12 protein-coding genes and 1 riboswitch are annotated in these 18,092 nt (G+C 57.5%); of the genes, 9 read left to right on the forward strand and 3 right to left on the reverse strand.

The annotated features are described in order from the left end of the window. Positions 1 to 193 precede the first annotated feature (193 nt). Positions 194 to 329: riboswitch (glycine riboswitch) on the forward strand. A 420-nt stretch (positions 330 to 749) separates the two neighbouring features. The 4 genes from gcvT to DLM86_RS06005 all read left to right on the forward strand — a co-directional run bounded on the left by gcvT (position 750) and on the right by DLM86_RS06005 (position 5,966). Beyond that, positions 750 to 1,859: a glycine cleavage system aminomethyltransferase GcvT gene (gene gcvT / locus DLM86_RS05990; RefSeq protein ID WP_110839049.1), complete on the forward strand. Its 1,110-nt coding sequence runs from the start codon at positions 750 to 752 to the stop codon at positions 1,857 to 1,859. Positions 1,860 to 1,938: 79 nt separating this feature from the next. Next, positions 1,939 to 3,297, forward strand: coding sequence for an aminomethyl-transferring glycine dehydrogenase subunit GcvPA (gene gcvPA, locus DLM86_RS05995; protein WP_110839050.1), 1,359 nt, complete (start codon positions 1,939 to 1,941; stop codon positions 3,295 to 3,297). Between the two features lie 65 nt (positions 3,298 to 3,362). After that, complete coding sequence (gcvPB, locus tag DLM86_RS06000) at positions 3,363 to 4,820, forward strand: aminomethyl-transferring glycine dehydrogenase subunit GcvPB (protein ID WP_110839202.1); 1,458 nt, start codon at positions 3,363 to 3,365, stop codon at positions 4,818 to 4,820. Between the two features lie 294 nt (positions 4,821 to 5,114). Then, on the forward strand, positions 5,115 to 5,966 hold the full coding sequence (locus DLM86_RS06005; RefSeq protein ID WP_110839051.1) for a lipoate--protein ligase family protein: 852 nt from the start codon (positions 5,115 to 5,117) through the stop codon (positions 5,964 to 5,966). A gap of 283 nt (positions 5,967 to 6,249) precedes the next feature. On the opposite strand, the gene DLM86_RS06010 is transcribed toward DLM86_RS06005, so the two are convergent. Then, the gene (locus DLM86_RS06010; protein WP_110839052.1) at positions 6,250 to 6,618 is read right to left on the reverse strand and encodes an MmcQ/YjbR family DNA-binding protein; all 369 of its coding nucleotides are present in this window, start codon (positions 6,616 to 6,618) and stop codon (positions 6,250 to 6,252) included. 24 nt (positions 6,619 to 6,642) lie between these two features. Further along, positions 6,643 to 7,476 carry a D-amino-acid transaminase gene (gene dat / locus DLM86_RS06015; protein ID WP_110839053.1) on the reverse strand — a complete coding sequence of 278 codons (834 nt, stop codon included), beginning with the start codon at positions 7,474 to 7,476 and terminating at the stop codon, positions 6,643 to 6,645. Between the two features lie 460 nt (positions 7,477 to 7,936). Here dat and DLM86_RS06020 point away from each other — a divergent pair, with 460 nt between their 5' ends. Further along, complete coding sequence (locus DLM86_RS06020) at positions 7,937 to 10,513, forward strand: adenosylcobalamin-dependent ribonucleoside-diphosphate reductase (protein WP_425453944.1); 2,577 nt, start codon at positions 7,937 to 7,939, stop codon at positions 10,511 to 10,513. A 59-nt stretch (positions 10,514 to 10,572) separates the two neighbouring features. Here DLM86_RS06020 and DLM86_RS06025 read toward each other — a convergent pair whose 3' ends face one another. Next, positions 10,573 to 12,138 carry an FAD-dependent oxidoreductase gene (locus DLM86_RS06025; RefSeq protein ID WP_110839055.1) on the reverse strand — a complete coding sequence of 522 codons (1,566 nt, stop codon included), beginning with the start codon at positions 12,136 to 12,138 and terminating at the stop codon, positions 10,573 to 10,575. A 384-nt stretch (positions 12,139 to 12,522) separates the two neighbouring features. Between DLM86_RS06025 and DLM86_RS06030 the strand changes: the two genes are divergently transcribed. The 4 genes from DLM86_RS06030 (at position 12,523) to DLM86_RS06045 (ending at position 18,046) form a co-directional block, all read left to right on the forward strand. Further along, positions 12,523 to 14,199 carry a response regulator gene (locus DLM86_RS06030; protein ID WP_110839056.1) on the forward strand — a complete coding sequence of 559 codons (1,677 nt, stop codon included), beginning with the start codon at positions 12,523 to 12,525 and terminating at the stop codon, positions 14,197 to 14,199. A 65-nt stretch (positions 14,200 to 14,264) separates the two neighbouring features. Next, the gene (locus tag DLM86_RS06035; RefSeq protein ID WP_281272079.1) at positions 14,265 to 16,031 is read left to right on the forward strand and encodes a sensor histidine kinase; all 1,767 of its coding nucleotides are present in this window, start codon (positions 14,265 to 14,267) and stop codon (positions 16,029 to 16,031) included. 157 nt (positions 16,032 to 16,188) lie between these two features. Next, positions 16,189 to 17,154, forward strand: a complete 966-nt coding sequence (locus DLM86_RS06040) for an ABC transporter permease (RefSeq protein WP_425453942.1) — start codon at positions 16,189 to 16,191, stop codon at positions 17,152 to 17,154. Positions 17,155 to 17,167: 13 nt separating this feature from the next. After that, positions 17,168 to 18,046 (forward strand): carbohydrate ABC transporter permease, encoded by an 879-nt coding sequence (locus tag DLM86_RS06045; RefSeq protein WP_110839058.1) that lies wholly within the window; start codon positions 17,168 to 17,170, stop codon positions 18,044 to 18,046. Positions 18,047 to 18,092 lie beyond the last annotated feature (46 nt).

The raw sequence follows: 18,092 nt of genomic DNA on the forward strand, positions 1-18,092 counted from the left end.
TTCCCTAGTATTAACCAATTCGGAGGGAAACATAACGGCGCGGCGCGGTCGGGACGAAAGCGGAGGAGGGGAAGCGTCGGGAGACACGCTCAAGTCCGCCGGGATCGAAACGACGTATCGGAAAAGTTCCCCTTTCCCCGGCGGCTCGAATATTGTAAAATAGGGGAGGCATTCGACAACCGGATAACGGCGGATGATGGTTCAAGGAGAGATTGCCGGGCGCTTCGCGCATTCCGAGCTACACGCTCGGGCGAGGCGGGACGGCGGCGCCGAAGGAGTAAGCCGCGCGATGCGGTGAATCTCTCAGGCAAAAGGACTTGACCCGGACGCATCTCTGGAGAGCGTTCGTCCCTCCCGTCTGGCGCAAGCGAGCGGGATACGGGGAGCGGACCACCCAAGGGGTAACTTTGCGGACGATGAACGCGCACGGTCGCGGTCTCGCAGAGGGGAACTCTCAGGTACAAGGACAGGGCAAAAGGACGTAAGCTTTTCTCGGCGATCGAGGAAGCGTGCTTCGTTTTGCTTTGTCCTTTTTTCGTTTGTCGGCAGCTCCGGGAAGGGATGCCTAAGACGGCGAGATTGTTCGCAAGGGGCGCCGCCTTCTACCGGTTCGAACATCGGTGTGAAAAATGCCGCGTCGAGGAAACCTAACCGGAAGTTCCCCGGATCGGCCGTTCCGCCCGTCAGCGGCGCGGTTTCCGCTAGGCCGGGTCGAGAAAAAAACGACACTGTCGGTAAAGAGGTGACGCATGACGACTTTGAAACAAACGCCGTTGTATCCGGCGTACGCGAAGCACGGAGCGAAGACGATCGATTTCGGCGGCTGGGATTTGCCGGTGCAGTTCGGCGGCATCCAGGGCGAGCACGAGGCGGTCCGCGAACGGGCCGGCCTGTTCGACGTGTCGCACATGGGCGAGTTTTGGGTGACCGGGCCCGGGGCGGAGACGTTTTTGCAGCGGATGACGACGAACGACGTCTCGAAGCTCGAGACGAACCAGGCGCAGTACAGCCTGCTTTGCTATCCCGACGGCGGCGTCGTGGACGATCTGCTCGTCTACAAGCTGGCCGGGGACCGGTTCATGCTCGTCGTGAACGCGTCCAACATCGACAAAGATTTCGAATGGCTGGAGCGTCACCTGGACGGCGAAGCGAAGCTGGAAAACGTCTCCGACGACACGGCGCTGCTCGCGCTGCAAGGTCCGAAGGCGGTCGACATCCTGGCGTCGCTGACCGACGCTCCCGTCGCGGAGCTGAAGCCGTTCAGGTTCGTGCCGGACGCGAACGTCCTCGGCGTGCAAGCGCTCGTATCGCGCACCGGCTATACCGGGGAAGACGGCTTCGAGCTGTACGTGAGCGCGAAGGACGTCGTCCGGCTGTGGGAGGCGCTGCTCGAGGCGGGGCAGGAGCATGGTCTCGTGCCGGCCGGACTCGGCGCGCGCGACACGCTGCGCTTCGAGGCGCGGCTGCCGCTGTACGGCCAGGAGCTGTCGGCCGACATCAGCCCGCTCGAGGCGGGGCTCGGCATGTTCGTCAAGCTCGACAAAGGCGGCTTCATCGGCCGCGACGCGCTCGCCGCCCAGAAGGAGCAGGGCTTGCCGCGCAAGCTCGTCGGCATCGAAATGATCGACCGCGGCATTCCGCGCTCGCATTATCCCGTCTATTCGGCGGACGGCGAACGGCTGATCGGCGAAGTGACGACCGGCACCCAATCGCCCACGTTCAAGCGCAACGTCGGGCTGGCGCTGCTCGAGTCCGGCAGCACGGCGGTCGATACCGAAGTGCTCGTCGACATCCGCGGCAAGAAGCTGCGCGCCAAAGTGGTGCCGACGCCGTTTTACAAACGTCCGAAGCCATCGTAAAGGTACGGCCGGGCACGACCGCGTTTCCGGCTCGCTCGGCCGAGCCGAACTCCCGCATCCCGAAAGGAGCACTCATCCGATGAAACATCGCTACTTACCGATGACCGAGCAGGACCGCGCGGACATGCTCGCGGCCGTCGGCGTCGCCTCCGTCGACGAGCTGTTCGCTGACATTCCCGCGAGCGTCCGTTTCCAAGGCAAGCTGAACATTTCCGAACCGTTGAACGAGCAGGCGATGCTGCGCCATATGCGCACGCTGTCCGGACGCAACGCCGATTTCGACCGGTACGCGAGCTTCCTCGGCGCCGGCATGTACGACCATCATTTGCCGGTCGTCGTCAACCACGTCATTTCGCGTTCGGAGTTTTATACCGCGTACACGCCGTACCAGCCGGAAATTTCGCAAGGCGAGCTACAGGCGATTTTCGAGTTCCAATCCTACATTTGCGAGCTGACCGGCATGGCGGTCGCCAACGCGTCGATGTACGACGGCGCGACGGCGCTGGCCGAAGCGGGGGCGCTTGCGCACGGCGCGACGAAGCGCCGCCAAATCGTCGTTTCGCGCGCGGTCCATCCGGAGGCGCGGGCGATTTTGCGGACGACGGCGCGCGGACTGAACCTCGACGTCGTCGAAGTCGGCTACGCCGACGGCGTCACGAAGCTCGACGAGCTGCAGGCCGCTGTCGGCGCCGATACGGCGGCCGTCATCGTGCAGTCGCCGAACTTTTTCGGCTGCGTCGAGGACGTCGCCGCGATCGAGCCGATCATCCACGGCGCGGGCGGCCTGCTCGTCGTCAGCTGCAACCCGCTGTCGCTCGGCCTGCTTGAGCCGCCGGGCAAGCTCGGAGCCGACATCGTCGTTGGCGACACGCAGCCGTTCGGCATTCCGGCCTCGTTCGGCGGGCCGTCCTGCGGCTACTTCGCCGTCGCCGAGGCGTGGATGCGCCGCATGCCGGGCCGCATCGTCGGCCAGACGGTCGACCGCGACGGCAAGCGCGGCTTCGTGCTGACGCTGCAGGCGCGCGAGCAGCATATTCGCCGCGAGAAGGCGACGTCGAACATTTGCTCGAACCAGGCGCTGCTCGCGCTGTGCGCGTCCGTCTATTTGTCGACGATGGGCAAGCAGGGTATCCGCGACGTCGCGCATTTGAACGTGCAGAAGGCGCATTACGCCGCCAAGACGATCGGCGCCCGCAGCAAGCTGTCCGTCGCGTTCGCCTCGCCGTTCTTCAACGAATTCGTCGTCAAGCTGGGCGACGGCGCGTCCGCGGACGTGGGCGCGATCAATTCGAAGCTGCTGGCGAGCGGCTTTATCGGCGGCTACGATCTCGGGCGCGACTACCCCGAGCTGGCGGGCCATATGCTGGTCGCCGTGACGGAGCAGCGCACGAAGGAAGATATCGAACAGTTTGCCGACCGATTGGAGGAGCTGCTATGAGTACGACGAGCCATACGGAAACGACACCCGCCGTCCAACCGGGCGGGGCCGCGGAGGCGCAGCCGGTGAAGCACGACAAGGCGCTCATCTTCGAGCTGAGCAAGCCGGGACGCGTCGCCTATTCGCTGCCGGAGTGCGACGTGCCGGAGACGCCGGTCGAGGAGCTGATCCCGGCGAAGCTGCTGCGGACGAAGCCGGCCGAGCTGCCGGAAGTGTACGAGGTCGACGTCATGCGCCATTATACCGCGCTGTCGCGCCGCAACTTCGGCATCGACAACGGCTTTTACCCGCTCGGTTCGTGCACGATGAAATATAATCCGAAAATTAACGAGGACGTCGCCCGTTTTCCGGGATTCGCGAAAATCCACCCGTACCAGCCGGTGGAGTCGATCCAGGGCGCGCTCGAGCTGCTGTACACGCTGCAAAACGATCTGGCCGAAATTACCGGCATGGATCGCGTAACGCTGCAGCCGGCGGCGGGAGCGCACGGCGAATGGACCGGCCTCATGATGATTCGCGCGTACCATGAAAGCCGCGGCGAGAAGCGGACGAAGGTCATCGTCCCCGACTCGTCGCACGGCACGAACCCGGCGAGCGCCACGGTCGCCGGCTTCGATACGATCACGATCAAGTCCGACGACCGCGGTCTCGTCGATCTCGACGCGCTGCGCGCGGCGGTCGGCCCGGATACGGCGGCGCTCATGCTGACGAACCCGAACACGCTCGGCCTGTTCGAGGAGCACATCGTCGAAATCGCCGGCATCGTGCACGAAGCGGGCGGGCTGCTCTATTACGACGGCGCCAACTCGAACGCCATTCTCGGCATCGCGCGTCCGGGCGACATGGGCTTCGACGTCGTCCATCTGAACCTGCACAAGACGATGAGCACGCCTCACGGCGGCGGCGGTCCGGGTGCCGGTCCGGTCGGCGTGAAGGAGAAGCTCGTCCCGTTCCTGCCGGCGCCGAACGTGGTGCGCAAGGAGGACGGCACGTACGGCTTCGACGCGGGCAGCGCCGAATCGATCGGCCGGGTCAAGGCGTTTTACGGCAACTTCGGCATTCTTGTCCGCGCGTATACGTACATTCGCACCCTCGGGGCCGAAGGGCTGCGCGAGGTGTCCGAGAACGCCGTGCTGAACGCCAACTACATGATGAAGCGGCTGGCGCCGTACTACGACGTGCCGTTCGACCGGCCGTGCAAGCACGAGTTCGTCATGTCCGGCAAACGGCAGAAGAAGCTCGGCGTGCGCACGCTCGATATCGCGAAGCGGCTGCTCGACTTCGGGTACCACCCGCCGACGATCTACTTCCCGCTTAACGTCGAGGAATGCATCATGATCGAGCCGACGGAAACGGAAAGCAAAGAGACGCTCGACGGCTTCATCGACACGATGATCCAAATCGCGAAAGAGGCGGAGGAGAATCCGGAGCTCGTCGTGAACGCCCCGTACACGACCGTCGTGAAGCGGCTCGACGAGGCGCAGGCGGCGCGCAAGCCGGTGCTCAACTGCACCTGCGGGTGATCGGGACGTTTTGTAAATCGTTCCGAAAAGGTGTACGATACAAGTGAACAGCTTGCACGAAGAGGGAGCGCCCGCGCGGTTACGGCTGTGGCGCTCCCTTTTGTTGCGGGACGCGGGGCGGCGGTGCTTGGACGAGCGCAGACGGCGTGTACCGGCGGAATAGCGTACAGATGTAGCTTATTTGCCGTGTCGGTGACGCGTCTCGGCGGAATAGCATACAAATGCAGCTTGTTTCCGCCTCCCTCCCGCGCCCCCGCTTCGAATAGATGCGGCAGGAGAGGAGCGAACGAACAGATGGCGGAGAACGTATGGAGATTCATCCGGTCGGGCGACGGCTCGCCGGCCGACAATATGGCGATCGACGAGGCGATGCTGATCGCCCACAGCGAAGGGAAAACGCCGCCGACGGTGCGGTTTTACGGCTGGAATCCGGCGACGCTGTCGATCGGCTACTTTCAGAAGGCCGAAGACGAAATCGAGTTCGACGAGGTGCGCCGGCAAGGCGTCGGCTTCGTCCGGCGTCCGACGGGAGGACGGGCGGTGCTGCACGACAAGGAGCTGACGTACAGCATGATCGTGTCCGAGCAGTACCCCGACATGCCGACGACGGTCAACGAGGCGTACCGCGTGCTGAGCGAAGGGCTCGTGCACGGCTTCCGCCGGCTCGGCCTGCGCGCGGAGATGGTCAATCTCGGCGCCCCGGAGGAGAAGGCGAAGTACGTCTCGACGGCCGGTTCGGCCGCCTGCTTCGATTCGCCCTCCTGGTACGAGCTCGTCGTGGAGGGGCGCAAAATCGCCGGCAGCGCGCAAACCCGGTCGCGTGGCGTCATTTTGCAGCACGGCTCGATTTTGCTCGAGATGGATGTGGACCAGCTGTTCTCGCTGCTCCGCTTTTCGAACGAGCGGGTGAAGGAGCGGCTGAAGCAATCGTTCCATACGAAGGCGGTGGCGATCGGCGACATATGCCGGGCGATGGGGAGAGAGCCGGTCACGTACGTGGAGGCGGAGGCGGCGTTCCGCGAGGGGGTCGCCGAAGGGCTCGGCATCCGGCTCGAGGACGGCGAGCTTACGCCGTACGAGCGGGAGCTTGCGGCTCAATTGAGCGCGGAGAAGTACGGCCACGACGAGTGGAACTTGCGCCGCTGACCGCTCATACGGCTGCGAGCGAGCTGGAGCGGCCGTTTCCATAAATCGGCTTGCCGGACCGACAACGGTCCCGGCTCATCGGCCTCGACAACCACTTCGACTTAGTGCAATCGCACGGACAAACGAAAGGACAGACTCCCGGTCGTCCCGATTGGAGCCTGTCCTCCTCCTTTGCCTCGCCTTCTTTCGATCCCGCCCGAATCGACGCGATCGAGAAATTGCGCTGCTTTCGTACGAACGAAGCCCTGCGGCCTTCCGCAGGGCTTCTTCTCGACGGTGCGAGCTACGCCCGCAGCTCCAGCCCGAGCTGTTCCTTCTCCGCGCGCGTCAGCTTGCGGGCGACGAGCGCGTACGACTCGTCGATCATCCCGCGAATGTCCCCGTCGGGGACCGTCCCGTCGATCGTCACCGTGTTCCAATGCTGCTTGTTCAGATGGTAGCCGGGCTTGACGGCTTCGTACTGCTGGCGCAGCAGGTAGGCCGTCTCCGGCTCGCATTTCAGCGAAATTGCGGGGCGTCCGCCGGCGTCTTCCGCGATCAGCGCGAACATTTTCGTGCCGACCTTCAGCACGAGCGGCTCCGGACCGAACGGATAATCTTCGCGCGCCCCCTTTTTCGACAAGGCGTAAGCGACCAGCTCTTCCCTGTTCATCGCGTCTCCCTCCCGACAACCGCTTTAAGCGCCGATCGTCGCTTCGAACGCTTCCTGCAGAAGCCGCGTCACCGGTCCGGGCCGCCCCGAGCCGACCGCGCTTCCGTCGATCCGGACGATCGGCGTGACCTCCATCGTGGTGGAGGTCAGGAACGCTTCGTCCGCTTGGCGAAGCTCGTCGAGCGTATACGGAATTTCCCGCACCTCGATGCCGCGCTCCGCGGCGAGCCGCAGCACGACCGCTCGCGTAATGCCGTGCAGAATGAAATGATCGGCCGGATGCGTGAAGACGACGCCGTCCTTGACGATCATGACGTTCGATGCGCTGCATTCGGTGACGGTCCCCTCGCGGTGCAGGATGACGTCGCCGGCGCCCTGCTCGACCGCTTCCTGCTTGGCGAGCACGCTGCCGAGCAGGTTGAGCGACTTGATGTCGCAGCGCAGCCAGCGGATGTCCGGGCGGGTGATGGCGGTCAGCCCGTCCCGTATCGTGTCCAGCGGCCGGGCCAGCTCGTTGCAATAGGCGACGAGAACCGGCTTCGTGCCCGCCGGCGGAAACGCGTGCGTCCGCGGCGCGACGCCGCGCGTCACTTGCAGGTAGACGGTGCCGTCCCCGACGGCTTCCCGTCCGAGCAGGTCCTGCAGCAGACGGTCCAGCGTTTCGATCGGATAAGGAAGGCTTAGCCCGATTTCGCCGGCGCTGCGTACGAGCCTGTCGTAGTGCGCTTCTTTTTCGTATAGGCGTCCATTATAGACGCGGATCACCTCATATATGCCGTCGCCGAACACGTACCCGCGGTCCAGGTAGGAGACGGACGCTTCCGCTTCGGGAACGATCCGGTCGTCGATCAAAATCACGCCGATGCACCTCGCTTCGATGGAGTAGGAATAGCGGGTTCTGTCTTCAGGGATGCTACGGGAATATAGTAACAACCGCGACGGAGGAAGTCAAAAACGGATAACCGTTGAAAACGTTTTCCGCATCAGTCGCGCGGCCTGTTTTTTTCGCCGAACGGACGGGGGCAACATCGGAAATAATCAGAATTTGTCGACAAGTCTGACGCGTTCGCAATATGAAATAAGGAGATCGATAGAGAAAATCGAAGATTTCGGGAAGCTAGTCCGACTTTTACGCCCAATTTCGTCGATCATTCGATAGATACACAACATGTAGTGTTGTATAATGAAATCCTCACCAACATATTGTGGAAATAGCCCGCAAGTTGGCGAGAGAGTTACATAGTATGAGAATAGACGATTTTCGCGCTCTGCGCATGATTTTATCCATTCGGGAGGGCTACCATTGGAGACGGTTCAAATGAAACGGCTTGAAGGACTCAGCGAAAAAATATTTCTCGACCGGTACGCGATGAAAGACGCCGATACGGAACATACGGAAGTGGGCGATCTCGTACTCGTCTTGACGAAGGACGACCCGAAATTCCCGAGCAAGGAAGTCGGGGAAGTGATCGCGCGCAAAGGCAAACAAGTGACGATTCGGCTTCGCAGCGGCGACCTGTTCGAGTCCACCATAGATAAATTGACGCTTACGAAGGAGAAGACGCCGGAGCAGCTGTGGGACCGTCTCGCCAACGCCATGGCTTCCGTCGAAGCGCCGGAGAAGCGGAAGGAATGGACCGAGAAGTTCCGTTACATTCTCGACGACTGGAGACTCGTTCCGGGCGGACGGATCGCGGCGGGCGCGGGCGCGAGCGACGAGCTGACGCTGTTCAACTGCTACGTCATCCCGTCTCCGCACGACAGCCGAGGCGGCATTATGGCCACCTTGTCCGAGATGACCGAGATCATGTCGCGCGGCGGCGGCGTCGGCATCAACCTGTCTTCGCTCCGTCCGCGCCGCTCCGTTGTCCGGGGCGTCAGCGGCTCGTCGAGCGGCGCCGTATCGTGGGGCGGCCTGTTCAGCTACACGACCGGCCTGATCGAGCAGGGAGGCAGCCGCCGCGGCGCGCTCATGCTCATGATCAACGACTGGCATCCGGACCTGCTCGACTTCATCACGGTCAAGTCGACGATGGGTCAGATCACGAACGCCAACTTGTCCGTTTGCGTCAGCAACGGCTTCATGAAGGCGGTCAAGGAAGATCTCGACTGGGAGCTCGTCTTCCCGGACACGAACGATCCGGAATACAACGACGTATGGGACGGCGACCTCGCGAAGTGGAAGTCGCTCGGCAAAGCGGTGAAATCGTACCGCACCGTCAAAGCGCGCGACGTATGGCATACGATCATCGAATCGGCTTGGAAGTCGGCCGAGCCGGGCGTCGTCTTCATGGAATATTACAACCAGATGTCCAACAGCTGGTACTTCAACCCGATCATCTGCACGAATCCGTGCGGCGAGCAAGGGCTTCCGGCATGGGGCGTCTGCAACTTGTCGGCGATCAACCTGTCCAAGTTTTACGACGAGAAGAAGCAGGACGTCGCTTGGAACGAACTGGGCAAGACGGTCCGCTACTCCGTCCGCTTCCTGGACAACGTCATCGACAAGACGCCTTACCATTTCGAAGAGAACGAGAAAAACCAGAAGAGCGAGCGCCGCGTCGGCCTCGGCACGATGGGTCTCGCCGAGCTGATGATCAAGCTGAAAATCCGCTACGGCAGCGCCGAATCGCTCGTTTTCCTCGATAAATTGTACGGCTTCATGGCGAAGGAGGCGTACTTGTCGTCTTCCGAAATCGCCGCCGAGAAAGGCTCGTTCACGCAGTTCGACGCCGAGAAGTTTCTGCAAAGCGGCTTCATGAAAAAGATGGTGTCGACGTTCCCGGAGGTCGGTTCCGCGATCCGCAAGCAAGGGATGCGCAACGTCACCGTCATTACGCAGGCGCCGACGGGAAGCACCGGCACGATGGTCGGCACGTCGACCGGCATCGAGCCGTACTTCGCCTTCGAATATTACCGTCAAAGCCGTCTCGGCTACGACAAGCAGTACGTGCCGATCGCCCAGCAGTACAAGGACGCGCATCCGGACGAGGAGCTGCCGGACTATTTCGTGACGGCGATGAGCTTGTCCGCGGAGGACCATATCCGCGTGCAGGCCGCGATCCAAACATGGGTCGACAGCTCGATCTCCAAGACGGCGAACTGCCCGTCCGACTTCACCGTCGAAGATACGAAGAAGCTGTATGAGCTCGCGTTCGATCTCGGCTGCAAAGGCGTGACGATTTACCGCGACGGCAGCCGCGACGTGCAGGTGCTTTCGACCGAGAAGAAGGAAGACAAGAAGGAAGAGGCGAAGGCGGAAGCCGTTCAACCGGCGGCGGAGCAGCCGTCGGCCGAGTCGACGGACGACGCGGCGCTGAGCCAGCTGTCCGGCGCGCTGACGGTCAATATCGACGCACAGACGCAGCAGACGTTCGACAAGCAGTACAAGAAGCGTCCGCAAATTCTTCGCGGCGCCACCTATAAATTCAACACGCCGTTCGGCATGGCGTACATTACGATCAACGACATGAACGGTACGCCGAGCGAAATTTTCTTGAACGTAGGCAAAGCCGGCTCCGACGTGTTCGCGATGTCCGAGGCGCTCGGCCGCGTCTGCTCCTTGTTCCTCCGCTACGGCGACATCGGCGACAAGGTGCAGCTGCTCGTGAAGCATCTGAAAGGCATCGGCGGATCCGGCGCCATCGGCTTCGGCGTCAACCGCGTCGAATCGATTGCCGACGCGGTGGCGAAGGCGCTCGAGATGCACAGCGGCGACGATTCCGAGCCGTACATTACGGCGACGCAGGAAATTACCGCCACTGTCGAGCCGGTGAAATCGTACGCGTCCGCCGCTACGTCGACCGACCTTTGCCCGTCCTGCGGCTCCGCGTCGCTCGTCAACAGCGAGGGCTGCAAAAACTGCACCAACTGCGGCTACAGCCGCTGCTCGTAAGAGGAAAGCCCGGGATGATGTCCCGGGCTTTTTTTTGTGCGCAGTAATTCCAAATGTCGTCAACTGGAGGAGCTGCCCCATTCCAAGATCTGGTTGTCCTCGACCAATCGTTGACGCAGTTGGCCATAGTCGACATGCTGCACCGCCGCGTCGGCTTTCAGAGCCAAGGCGGCCGCAGTGGCAGCGGACTGGCCCAGTATCATGAATACGGGCTCCATCCGGATCGAACCGTAAGCGATATGGGAGGAAGAAAGACAGATGGGAACGATGAGATTGACGCACTCTTCTTCCTTCGGAACGATGGATCGGTAGGATATCGGGTACGGCCGGATAGGCGGGATTTCCACATTTCCTTCATTCACGCATTGCCCTCCCAAGACGATTCGCCGACAATTGTGGGAATCCATCGTATAAGCGGCGAGCCCGACCGGATCGGAAACGCTTTGAAGTCCGCGACAGTGACCTTCGTTCATGACGACGTCCGAAACCATTCGTCTCGCTTCGCGGATATAGAGCTGCGGCGTCCAATGTCCGAACGCCTCGTATTCGTCTGCAGGCAATCCCCACTGACGCGCCTCTTCCCGAATCGCTTCAGGCACGCGATCGTCATTGCACAGAAAATAGAGCATGCCCAAATTGTAGTGCAGATGATCCTGAAATATTTCCTCGCGTCTGGTATAGCTTCCTTCCGCCCAATCATAGTTCATGCCGATATGATCGGTAGAGACGGCCCCTTTATTATTGAGATCGGTCTTGCCGTTCGGCATCATGGTGTGCAGCCGAAGCGCATCCCAAATGCCGGACTGGATATACCGCGCAAGAAGCGTGAATTTCTCGGGGTCATAATTCGGCGGCGCCGGGAAAGGAATTCGGTTCTCCGGTACATTCGTCAAACATATTCGGAAATTGTATGCCTGTACGGAACGATCTCCTTGCCCCTGTACGCCGGGAGCTGCGTCGGAAACTCCGTAGAGCAGGCCGCTGTCAGGCTTTCCAGGCAGGACATAAGGATCGATAAAGGTGTTGAAACGATGATGCGGACTCCCGAACTGAATCCCGTTCAACGTTTCCTTATACACGGAATTCGCTTCCCGGCCGACGTGATAAGATACTCCGGCAGCGGCCAGCAGATCCCCCTCGTACGTCGCATCGATAAACATGTCGGCTTCATACACATTTCCGTTTTCCATGACAAGGCGAACGATTTTTCCGTTCCTTTTCTGCAGTCGCTCCAATCGCTGCCCGAAATGAACCTCGATGCCGTACTGCTCCATCCAGTTCAAATAGACGGCTTCTGCAACATGCGGCTCGAAAGTCCACTGGGTTCCGTCTCCATCCGTCGTACCGTAATGCCGGCCAATCGCTTGATAAAACTCCCGGGAGATGCCGCCGATCGCCGCCTTGTTGCCGATATCGGTAGCGCCTAGTCCACCTGAAGTCAGACCGCCCACACGTTGGCCGAACTCTGCTATGACGACCTGTAAGCCCATGCGGATAGCCTGAACCGCTGCGGCCATTCCGGCCGAGCTTGCGCCATAAATACACAAATCTGCACGGATGACCGACGGGTTCGGATTTAATGCGGAGGGACCCTCGTAATACTTGATTTTGCCGAAGTTTACCACCAGAAACACCTCTTTTTTGGGTTGTTGTCGTTTTTTACGTTAAGTATAGTGAAAGAGAAACTTCTTGGTTAGTTACATTTTTGTTTCACTAATAGCTAGATTCGGTAAAGAAAGCAAAGGGGGGCACGGAAATGCCAATCCGGAAAAGAGTGACGCTGCAAAATCTTGCCTCCCGTCTGAAGCCGTAGACCCGGCCCGAAGCCAGGGTACTTGACCAAAAAGCAAGAGCGAGCCTTGGCGGTCATTCGTTGAGTAATGCTCCGACTAACAGCAATCAATCCTATAGAATACCACCAGTTTTTCATGATTTCCCCTATATTTCGCGTTTAGCAAATCCTTATATACTTAAATCGAGTTAGATGAGTGCAAGGGAGTCATGACAATATGTATAAGCTTCTGGTAGTTGATGACGAGTCTACCGTTCGATACGGTTTACGTAACTATATGAATTGGGAGAAATACGGCATCGAGTTCTCCGGGGAAGCGGATGACGGGGATACGGCTCTGGAAGCGGTCGAGCGATTCATGCCGGATATCGTGCTCACGGACGTCCGCATGCCCACAATGGATGGGATTACGCTTTCGAAGGAGATTCGGAGGCGTTATCCGTGGATCAAGATTGTGTTTGTAAGCGGTCATGACGATTCGGAGTATATGAAATCCGCTATGAAAGTAAGTGCGGTTGACTATATCCTCAAACCGGTGAACCTGCAAGAGCTGTGTGCCGTAATCGAACGTGTAGTTGCCGATCTGAACGCGGAGCAAACCGAACGGAAGATGACGCGGGACATGCAGGTGAAGCTGAAGGAGAGTATGCCGCTTCTTCGGGAGAAGTTCCTGATGTCGCTGATCGGCGACAACGTTTCGCAGCCGGGACGAATTCGCGAGAGAATGGACTTCCTGGATTTGCAGCTGCCGCTGGAGGCTTCATTTTGGGTCATGGTCGTCTCCATGGATAATCTGGCCGATATTCGGGGAACGAGATCGGAACGGGATTGGCAGTTGTTGTGTTACGCGGTGCAGAACATATGTCAGGAGTTGGCCGATCGTCACTTAAACGGATATATGTTCGAGTACCGTGGAGGCGAGTTTGTCGGTATACTGTATGCGGATGCCGGGGAGGCGTCGGTCGAGGAAAATCGTCACGGCTCCGAAGCGATCGATCATTCGGAGGAGCCCTTGTTTTTGCTCGCCAGCGATATCCGCGACCATTTGAAGTCGTTGCTAAAAATCGGTGTCACAATCGGTATCGGGGAACGGGTACCCGACTTGACCGGCTTGACGCAATCGTATGCGCAAGCGACCGAAGCCGTAGCCCGCAAATGGTATCTGGGAAAAAACCGGATCATTACGATGGACAGCCTCGAGCCAAACGATGAGAACTACTATAAATTCGATTATGCCAAGAGCAGTGAACTCGTATCCATCCTGAAGGGTGCCGATACGACCCAACTGCAGACGACACTTGACGAGCTATTCGCTAAGCTCTCCTTGAACCGCCGCGACGGTTTGAAATATTGCCGCAATGTCACCATGCAAATGATGCTGCTGGCGAAACAGCTCCTGCTCGAGCTGAATGTGCAGGCGAACGAGCCGGAAGAAGAGGAAACGCTGTACGTTGAACGTTTGTTTAACATGGAGACGGTCGACGAGCTGCGTCATTTTTTGGAGACAACCCTGGTGAACGTTTGCCATAAAATCTCCGAGAAGCGGAGCGGGCGCGCCAACAACTTGGTAGGCCGCGTGCAGGCCATTATCGAACGGCGCTATTCGGACAACACCTTGACCGTATCCGAGATCGGCAAGGAGGTTTACTTGACCGATACGTATGTAAGCTTGCTGTTCAAGCAGGAGACCGGCCAGACGGTCAATGAATATTTAACGCATTACCGTATCGAGAGAGCGAAGGAAATGCTGAAGGATCCGAGTCAGAAGCTATACGATATTTGTTTTGCCGTAGGATATGCCGACCCGAGCTATTTCAGCAAACTGTTCAAGAAGATCACCGGATTTACGCCAAGTTTCTATCGGGACATCCAGCATTCAGGAAAGCGACAGTGAATCGTATGACTTCTCTCATCCATCGTATGACAACGCGTATCCGATATGCAATGCGGCGTTTAGGCATGCCGAGACGCTGGCTAATCACTTATTTGCTGTTGATCGTCTTACCGTCGACTATTCTTTTGTATGCCTACTACAAGCACTCGACGACGGTTTTGGAAGAGGAGGTTTCCGATTCCATGCTGCAAACGATGAAGCAAGCAGGCATCAACCTGTCCTATCGTTTCGGATACATCCGCGATATTGTCAACACGGTGACGATGAACCGGAAACTGTATGAATTTTTAGAGGAAGAAAGCAACGTATCGGTTGCGCAACAGCTGGAAGAGACGAAAGAAATTCGGGATGTAGTCCGGAACGTTCAATCGAATGCCGATGTCTCCCGTTTGCGTTTATTTGTGAAAAGTACAAATATGTTGGCTAGCGAACACATCAACTTTTTCTCGCTCGACTCCTTGCAAAACTGGCCCTATTACCGTAAAGTGCTGGACGCGAACGGCGGGATCGTCTGGACGAGCATCTATCAGGTGTCCTATATTGATCGGGGCGAGGAGTCGATTCTTTCCGTCGCCAGAATGCTGCATGATTCCAGGCAATACAATCAGGTGGCGGCGATTCTTGTTCTGGATGTGCCGGAGAAGCTGGTGATGGACATCTTGTCCGAAATCGACCTGACCAAACAAAAAAAAGTTTATATAGTCGATTCCGATGGGAAAGTTATGGCGCATACCGACCGGTCCTTGATCGGCATCCGGCTGTCGGATGAGCTTGCCGGAGTGATTGCCAGAGGAACGGATGGCAAAGAAAAGCTGCAGCTGGATAAGCAAGACGAATATATCGTTTATTCGACGATTGAAACGACGGGTTGGAAAGTTGTAGCCCAAGTGCCGGCATCCGAAATATCGGCCAGGGTCAAGCTGAATCAGGTTGCCGGTATTGCCACGCTCGTCGGCATTCTGATGTTGTTCTTTGTCCTCGTTTTCGCACTGCTTGCCGTCATTGTTCGCAGCATGAACAGGCGGATCGATAAGGTGATACGCGCCATTCGTCAAGAAGGCATCGAGTGGTTGGATGGGAATCCGGCGCCGGAGGGCGATTTTATGCTGCTGGAACGCAGCGTCGACGTGCTCATTCATCGTGTGCATTCGTTGATGGAGCAAACTTACGAAGCTCAAGTGTTGGAGAGGGAAGCTCAGCTGAGGGCACTGCAAGCTCAGATTAATCCGCATTTTTTGTATAATACGCTCGATACGATCAATTGGATGGCCATCGGTCACAACGTGCACGATATTAGCCAAATGATCGACGCTTTGGCGAAGTATTTCCGCCTGAGCTTGAACAAAGGCCGCGATAAGATGACGGTGGAGGACGAGCTGACCCTTGCGCAGGTGTATCTGGACATACAGAAAAGCCGCTTTTTGAATTCATTCGATTACCGGATCGAAACGGATCCGAATGTGATGACATGCATCGTTCCCAAATTAACGCTGCAGCCCCTAGTGGAGAATGCGCTTTTGCACGGCATCCGGAAGATGAAGAACAAACAGGGCATGATCCGGATCACGGCCTCCCGTCAAGAGGGCTTCCTAATCTTAACCGTTTCCGACGATGGAATCGGGATGGAGGGAGAACGAGCTCGGCTCCTTCTGGTGGAGCCGGTGCGGGAGTTACAAACGGATGGTCTGGGCAGCTCCTACGGGCTGAATAACGTGAATGAACGGATCAAGCTGTTTGCCGGCGAATCTTCCGGACTTAGCATTTGCTCAAGCCCGGGTGAAGGAACGACCGTCACCATACGAATCAAACTCAACGTTCAGGAACATTCCTGAGCCGGATCAGCCCCCTGATGAGATGGGGGATTTTTTTTTGCAGCTGTATAGAAGAGGACCAGAAATTGATGATTTGCCTTCTACAAACCGTTATAGCCTCTCTACTATAATGAAACCATTCATCAGAAACAAAAAAGATAGCCATGGAGGTTGTAAGGTGAGCCACTCGACTGCACAAATCAGCCAATCAAGCTCTTCAGCCCACCCCATCAAAGAGAGAGGCCGGCGTTGGAAGCTATTCCGATCAAACCTGGATACCTATGTTTTGCTTTTACCGGGACTTGCTTTCTTGTTGTTGTTCAAATACACGCCGATGTATGGAATCGTCATTGCCTTTCAGGATTTCAATATTTTTGACGGCATCTCGGGTAGCAGGTGGGTAGGGCTGGAGCAATTCCAAAAGCTCGTTCATTCCGATGAATTCATGCAAGTGTTTCGCAATACGCTGCTGATCAGCTTCTACAAAATTTTTCTGCTGTTCCCCATTCCGATCCTATTGGCATTGATTCTGAACGAGGTCGGCAAAATGTGGTTTAAACGCTCCGTTCAGACGATCGTGTACTTGCCCCATTTCCTTTCTTGGGTCATTATTTCAGGGCTGTTCGTCAACATCCTGTCGCCGTCTACCGGAATTGTAAACGCTATCATTGAATCGTTCGGAGGGGAACCGATCTCCTTCCTGATCGACAACAACTACTTTCGCAGCGTTGTCGTGTTCACGGCGGGCTGGAAGGAAGCGGGCTGGAACGCCATCATCTTTATCGCCGCAATAGCAAGCATTGACCAGGACCAGTATGAGGCAGCTTCGATGGACGGGGCCAGCCGAATTCAGAAAATGATCCATATCACGTTGCCCGGCATCGCCCCGACGATCGTTCTCGTGTTCATTCTGCGGATCGGGAACTTGCTGGATGCCGGTACGGAACAAATCCTGACGCTCTATAACCCTGTTGTATATGAAACGGGGGATGTGATCGGAACTTATGTATATCGGATCGGGTTAGGCAAAATGGATTACAGCTTCAGTACGGCCGTTGGATTATTCAATTCCGTCGTCGGATTCCTCCTGATTATATCCGGCAATTTCCTAAGCAAGAAGCTAGTAAAACGAAGTATATGGTAGGAGGCAGCTTGACATGAAGAACCGAACGATCTCCGACATCTCTCTCGATGTTATCATCTACGGAACGTTGTTGCTCTTAACCTTTGTAACTTTGCTTCCTTTTGTGAACGTATTGTCCAAGGCGGTAAGCGAAGAGTGGGCGGTCGTCTCCGGAAAGGTCGGTTTATTCCCGGTCGGCTTCCAGCTCGATACGATGAAATTCGTCATCACCTCGAACCCATTCATCCGTTCCTTCTCCGTATCCGTGTTTATAACCGTTGTAGGTACGGCGCTATCCTTGCTTATTACGGCCATTACGGCCTACCCGCTATCGAAGCGTCATTTGCCCGGAATCGGATTTGTCATGATCTTGTTCGTATTCACGATGCTGTTCAACGGGGGCATCATTCCGAACTATATGTTGATTCGCAATCTCGGACTCCTTGATAGCCTGTGGTCGTTAATTTTGCCATCGCTAGTCAGTGTTTTTAACCTGCTTGTAATCAAAAGCTATTTCGAGTCGCTTCCGGAAAGTCTCGAGGAGTCCGCAAGAATGGACGGCGCTCGAACGTTCACCGTCTTGTTCCGTATTTTCCTTCCGTTAAGCGGACCGGTGCTTGCTACAATCGCTTTGTTCTACGCCGTGTCGTATTGGAACGATTTCTTTAATGCGATGGTGTACATCAACAGCCCATCCCTTAAGCCTTTGCAGCTGTATTTGCGCGATATCGTCTTGAACGCTGCTTCCGCCACTGCCGGGATGGAAGTCTCGCAGGACGATATGATGAATCTTTCTCCGGATAACGTACGATCCGCAACCGTAATCGCCTCGACGATTCCGATCTTGCTCCTGTATCCCTACTTGCAAAAGCATTTTATCAAGGGGGTTTTGATCGGCTCCGTCAAAGGATAACTTTGTGCAAGCTTCGATTCGCATTAATTTCAAGCAGGGACGCCTG

The organism is Paenibacillus flagellatus, assembly GCF_003217775.1.
Taxonomy (GTDB): Bacteria; Bacillota; Bacilli; order Paenibacillales; family NBRC-103111; genus Paenibacillus_AB; species Paenibacillus_AB flagellatus.

What these genes read in the sequence shown, in the direction of transcription:
- DLM86_RS06030 (WP_110839056.1), top strand. Translation starts at nt 12,523, where the DNA reads ATGTATAAGCTTCTGGTAGTTGATGACGAGTCTACCGTTCGATACGGT.
- DLM86_RS06045 (WP_110839058.1), top strand. Translation starts at nt 17,168, where the DNA reads ATGAAGAACCGAACGATCTCCGACATCTCTCTCGATGTTATCATCTAC.
- DLM86_RS06010 (WP_110839052.1), bottom strand. Translation starts at nt 6,618, where the DNA reads ATGAACAGGGAAGAGCTGGTCGCTTACGCCTTGTCGAAAAAGGGGGCG.
- DLM86_RS06020 (WP_425453944.1), top strand. Translation starts at nt 7,937, where the DNA reads ATGAAACGGCTTGAAGGACTCAGCGAAAAAATATTTCTCGACCGGTAC.
- gcvPA (WP_110839050.1), top strand. Translation starts at nt 1,939, where the DNA reads ATGAAACATCGCTACTTACCGATGACCGAGCAGGACCGCGCGGACATG.
- DLM86_RS06035 (WP_281272079.1), top strand. Translation starts at nt 14,265, where the DNA reads ATGCCGAGACGCTGGCTAATCACTTATTTGCTGTTGATCGTCTTACCG.
- gcvT (WP_110839049.1), top strand. Translation starts at nt 750, where the DNA reads ATGACGACTTTGAAACAAACGCCGTTGTATCCGGCGTACGCGAAGCAC.
- DLM86_RS06005 (WP_110839051.1), top strand. Translation starts at nt 5,115, where the DNA reads ATGGCGGAGAACGTATGGAGATTCATCCGGTCGGGCGACGGCTCGCCG.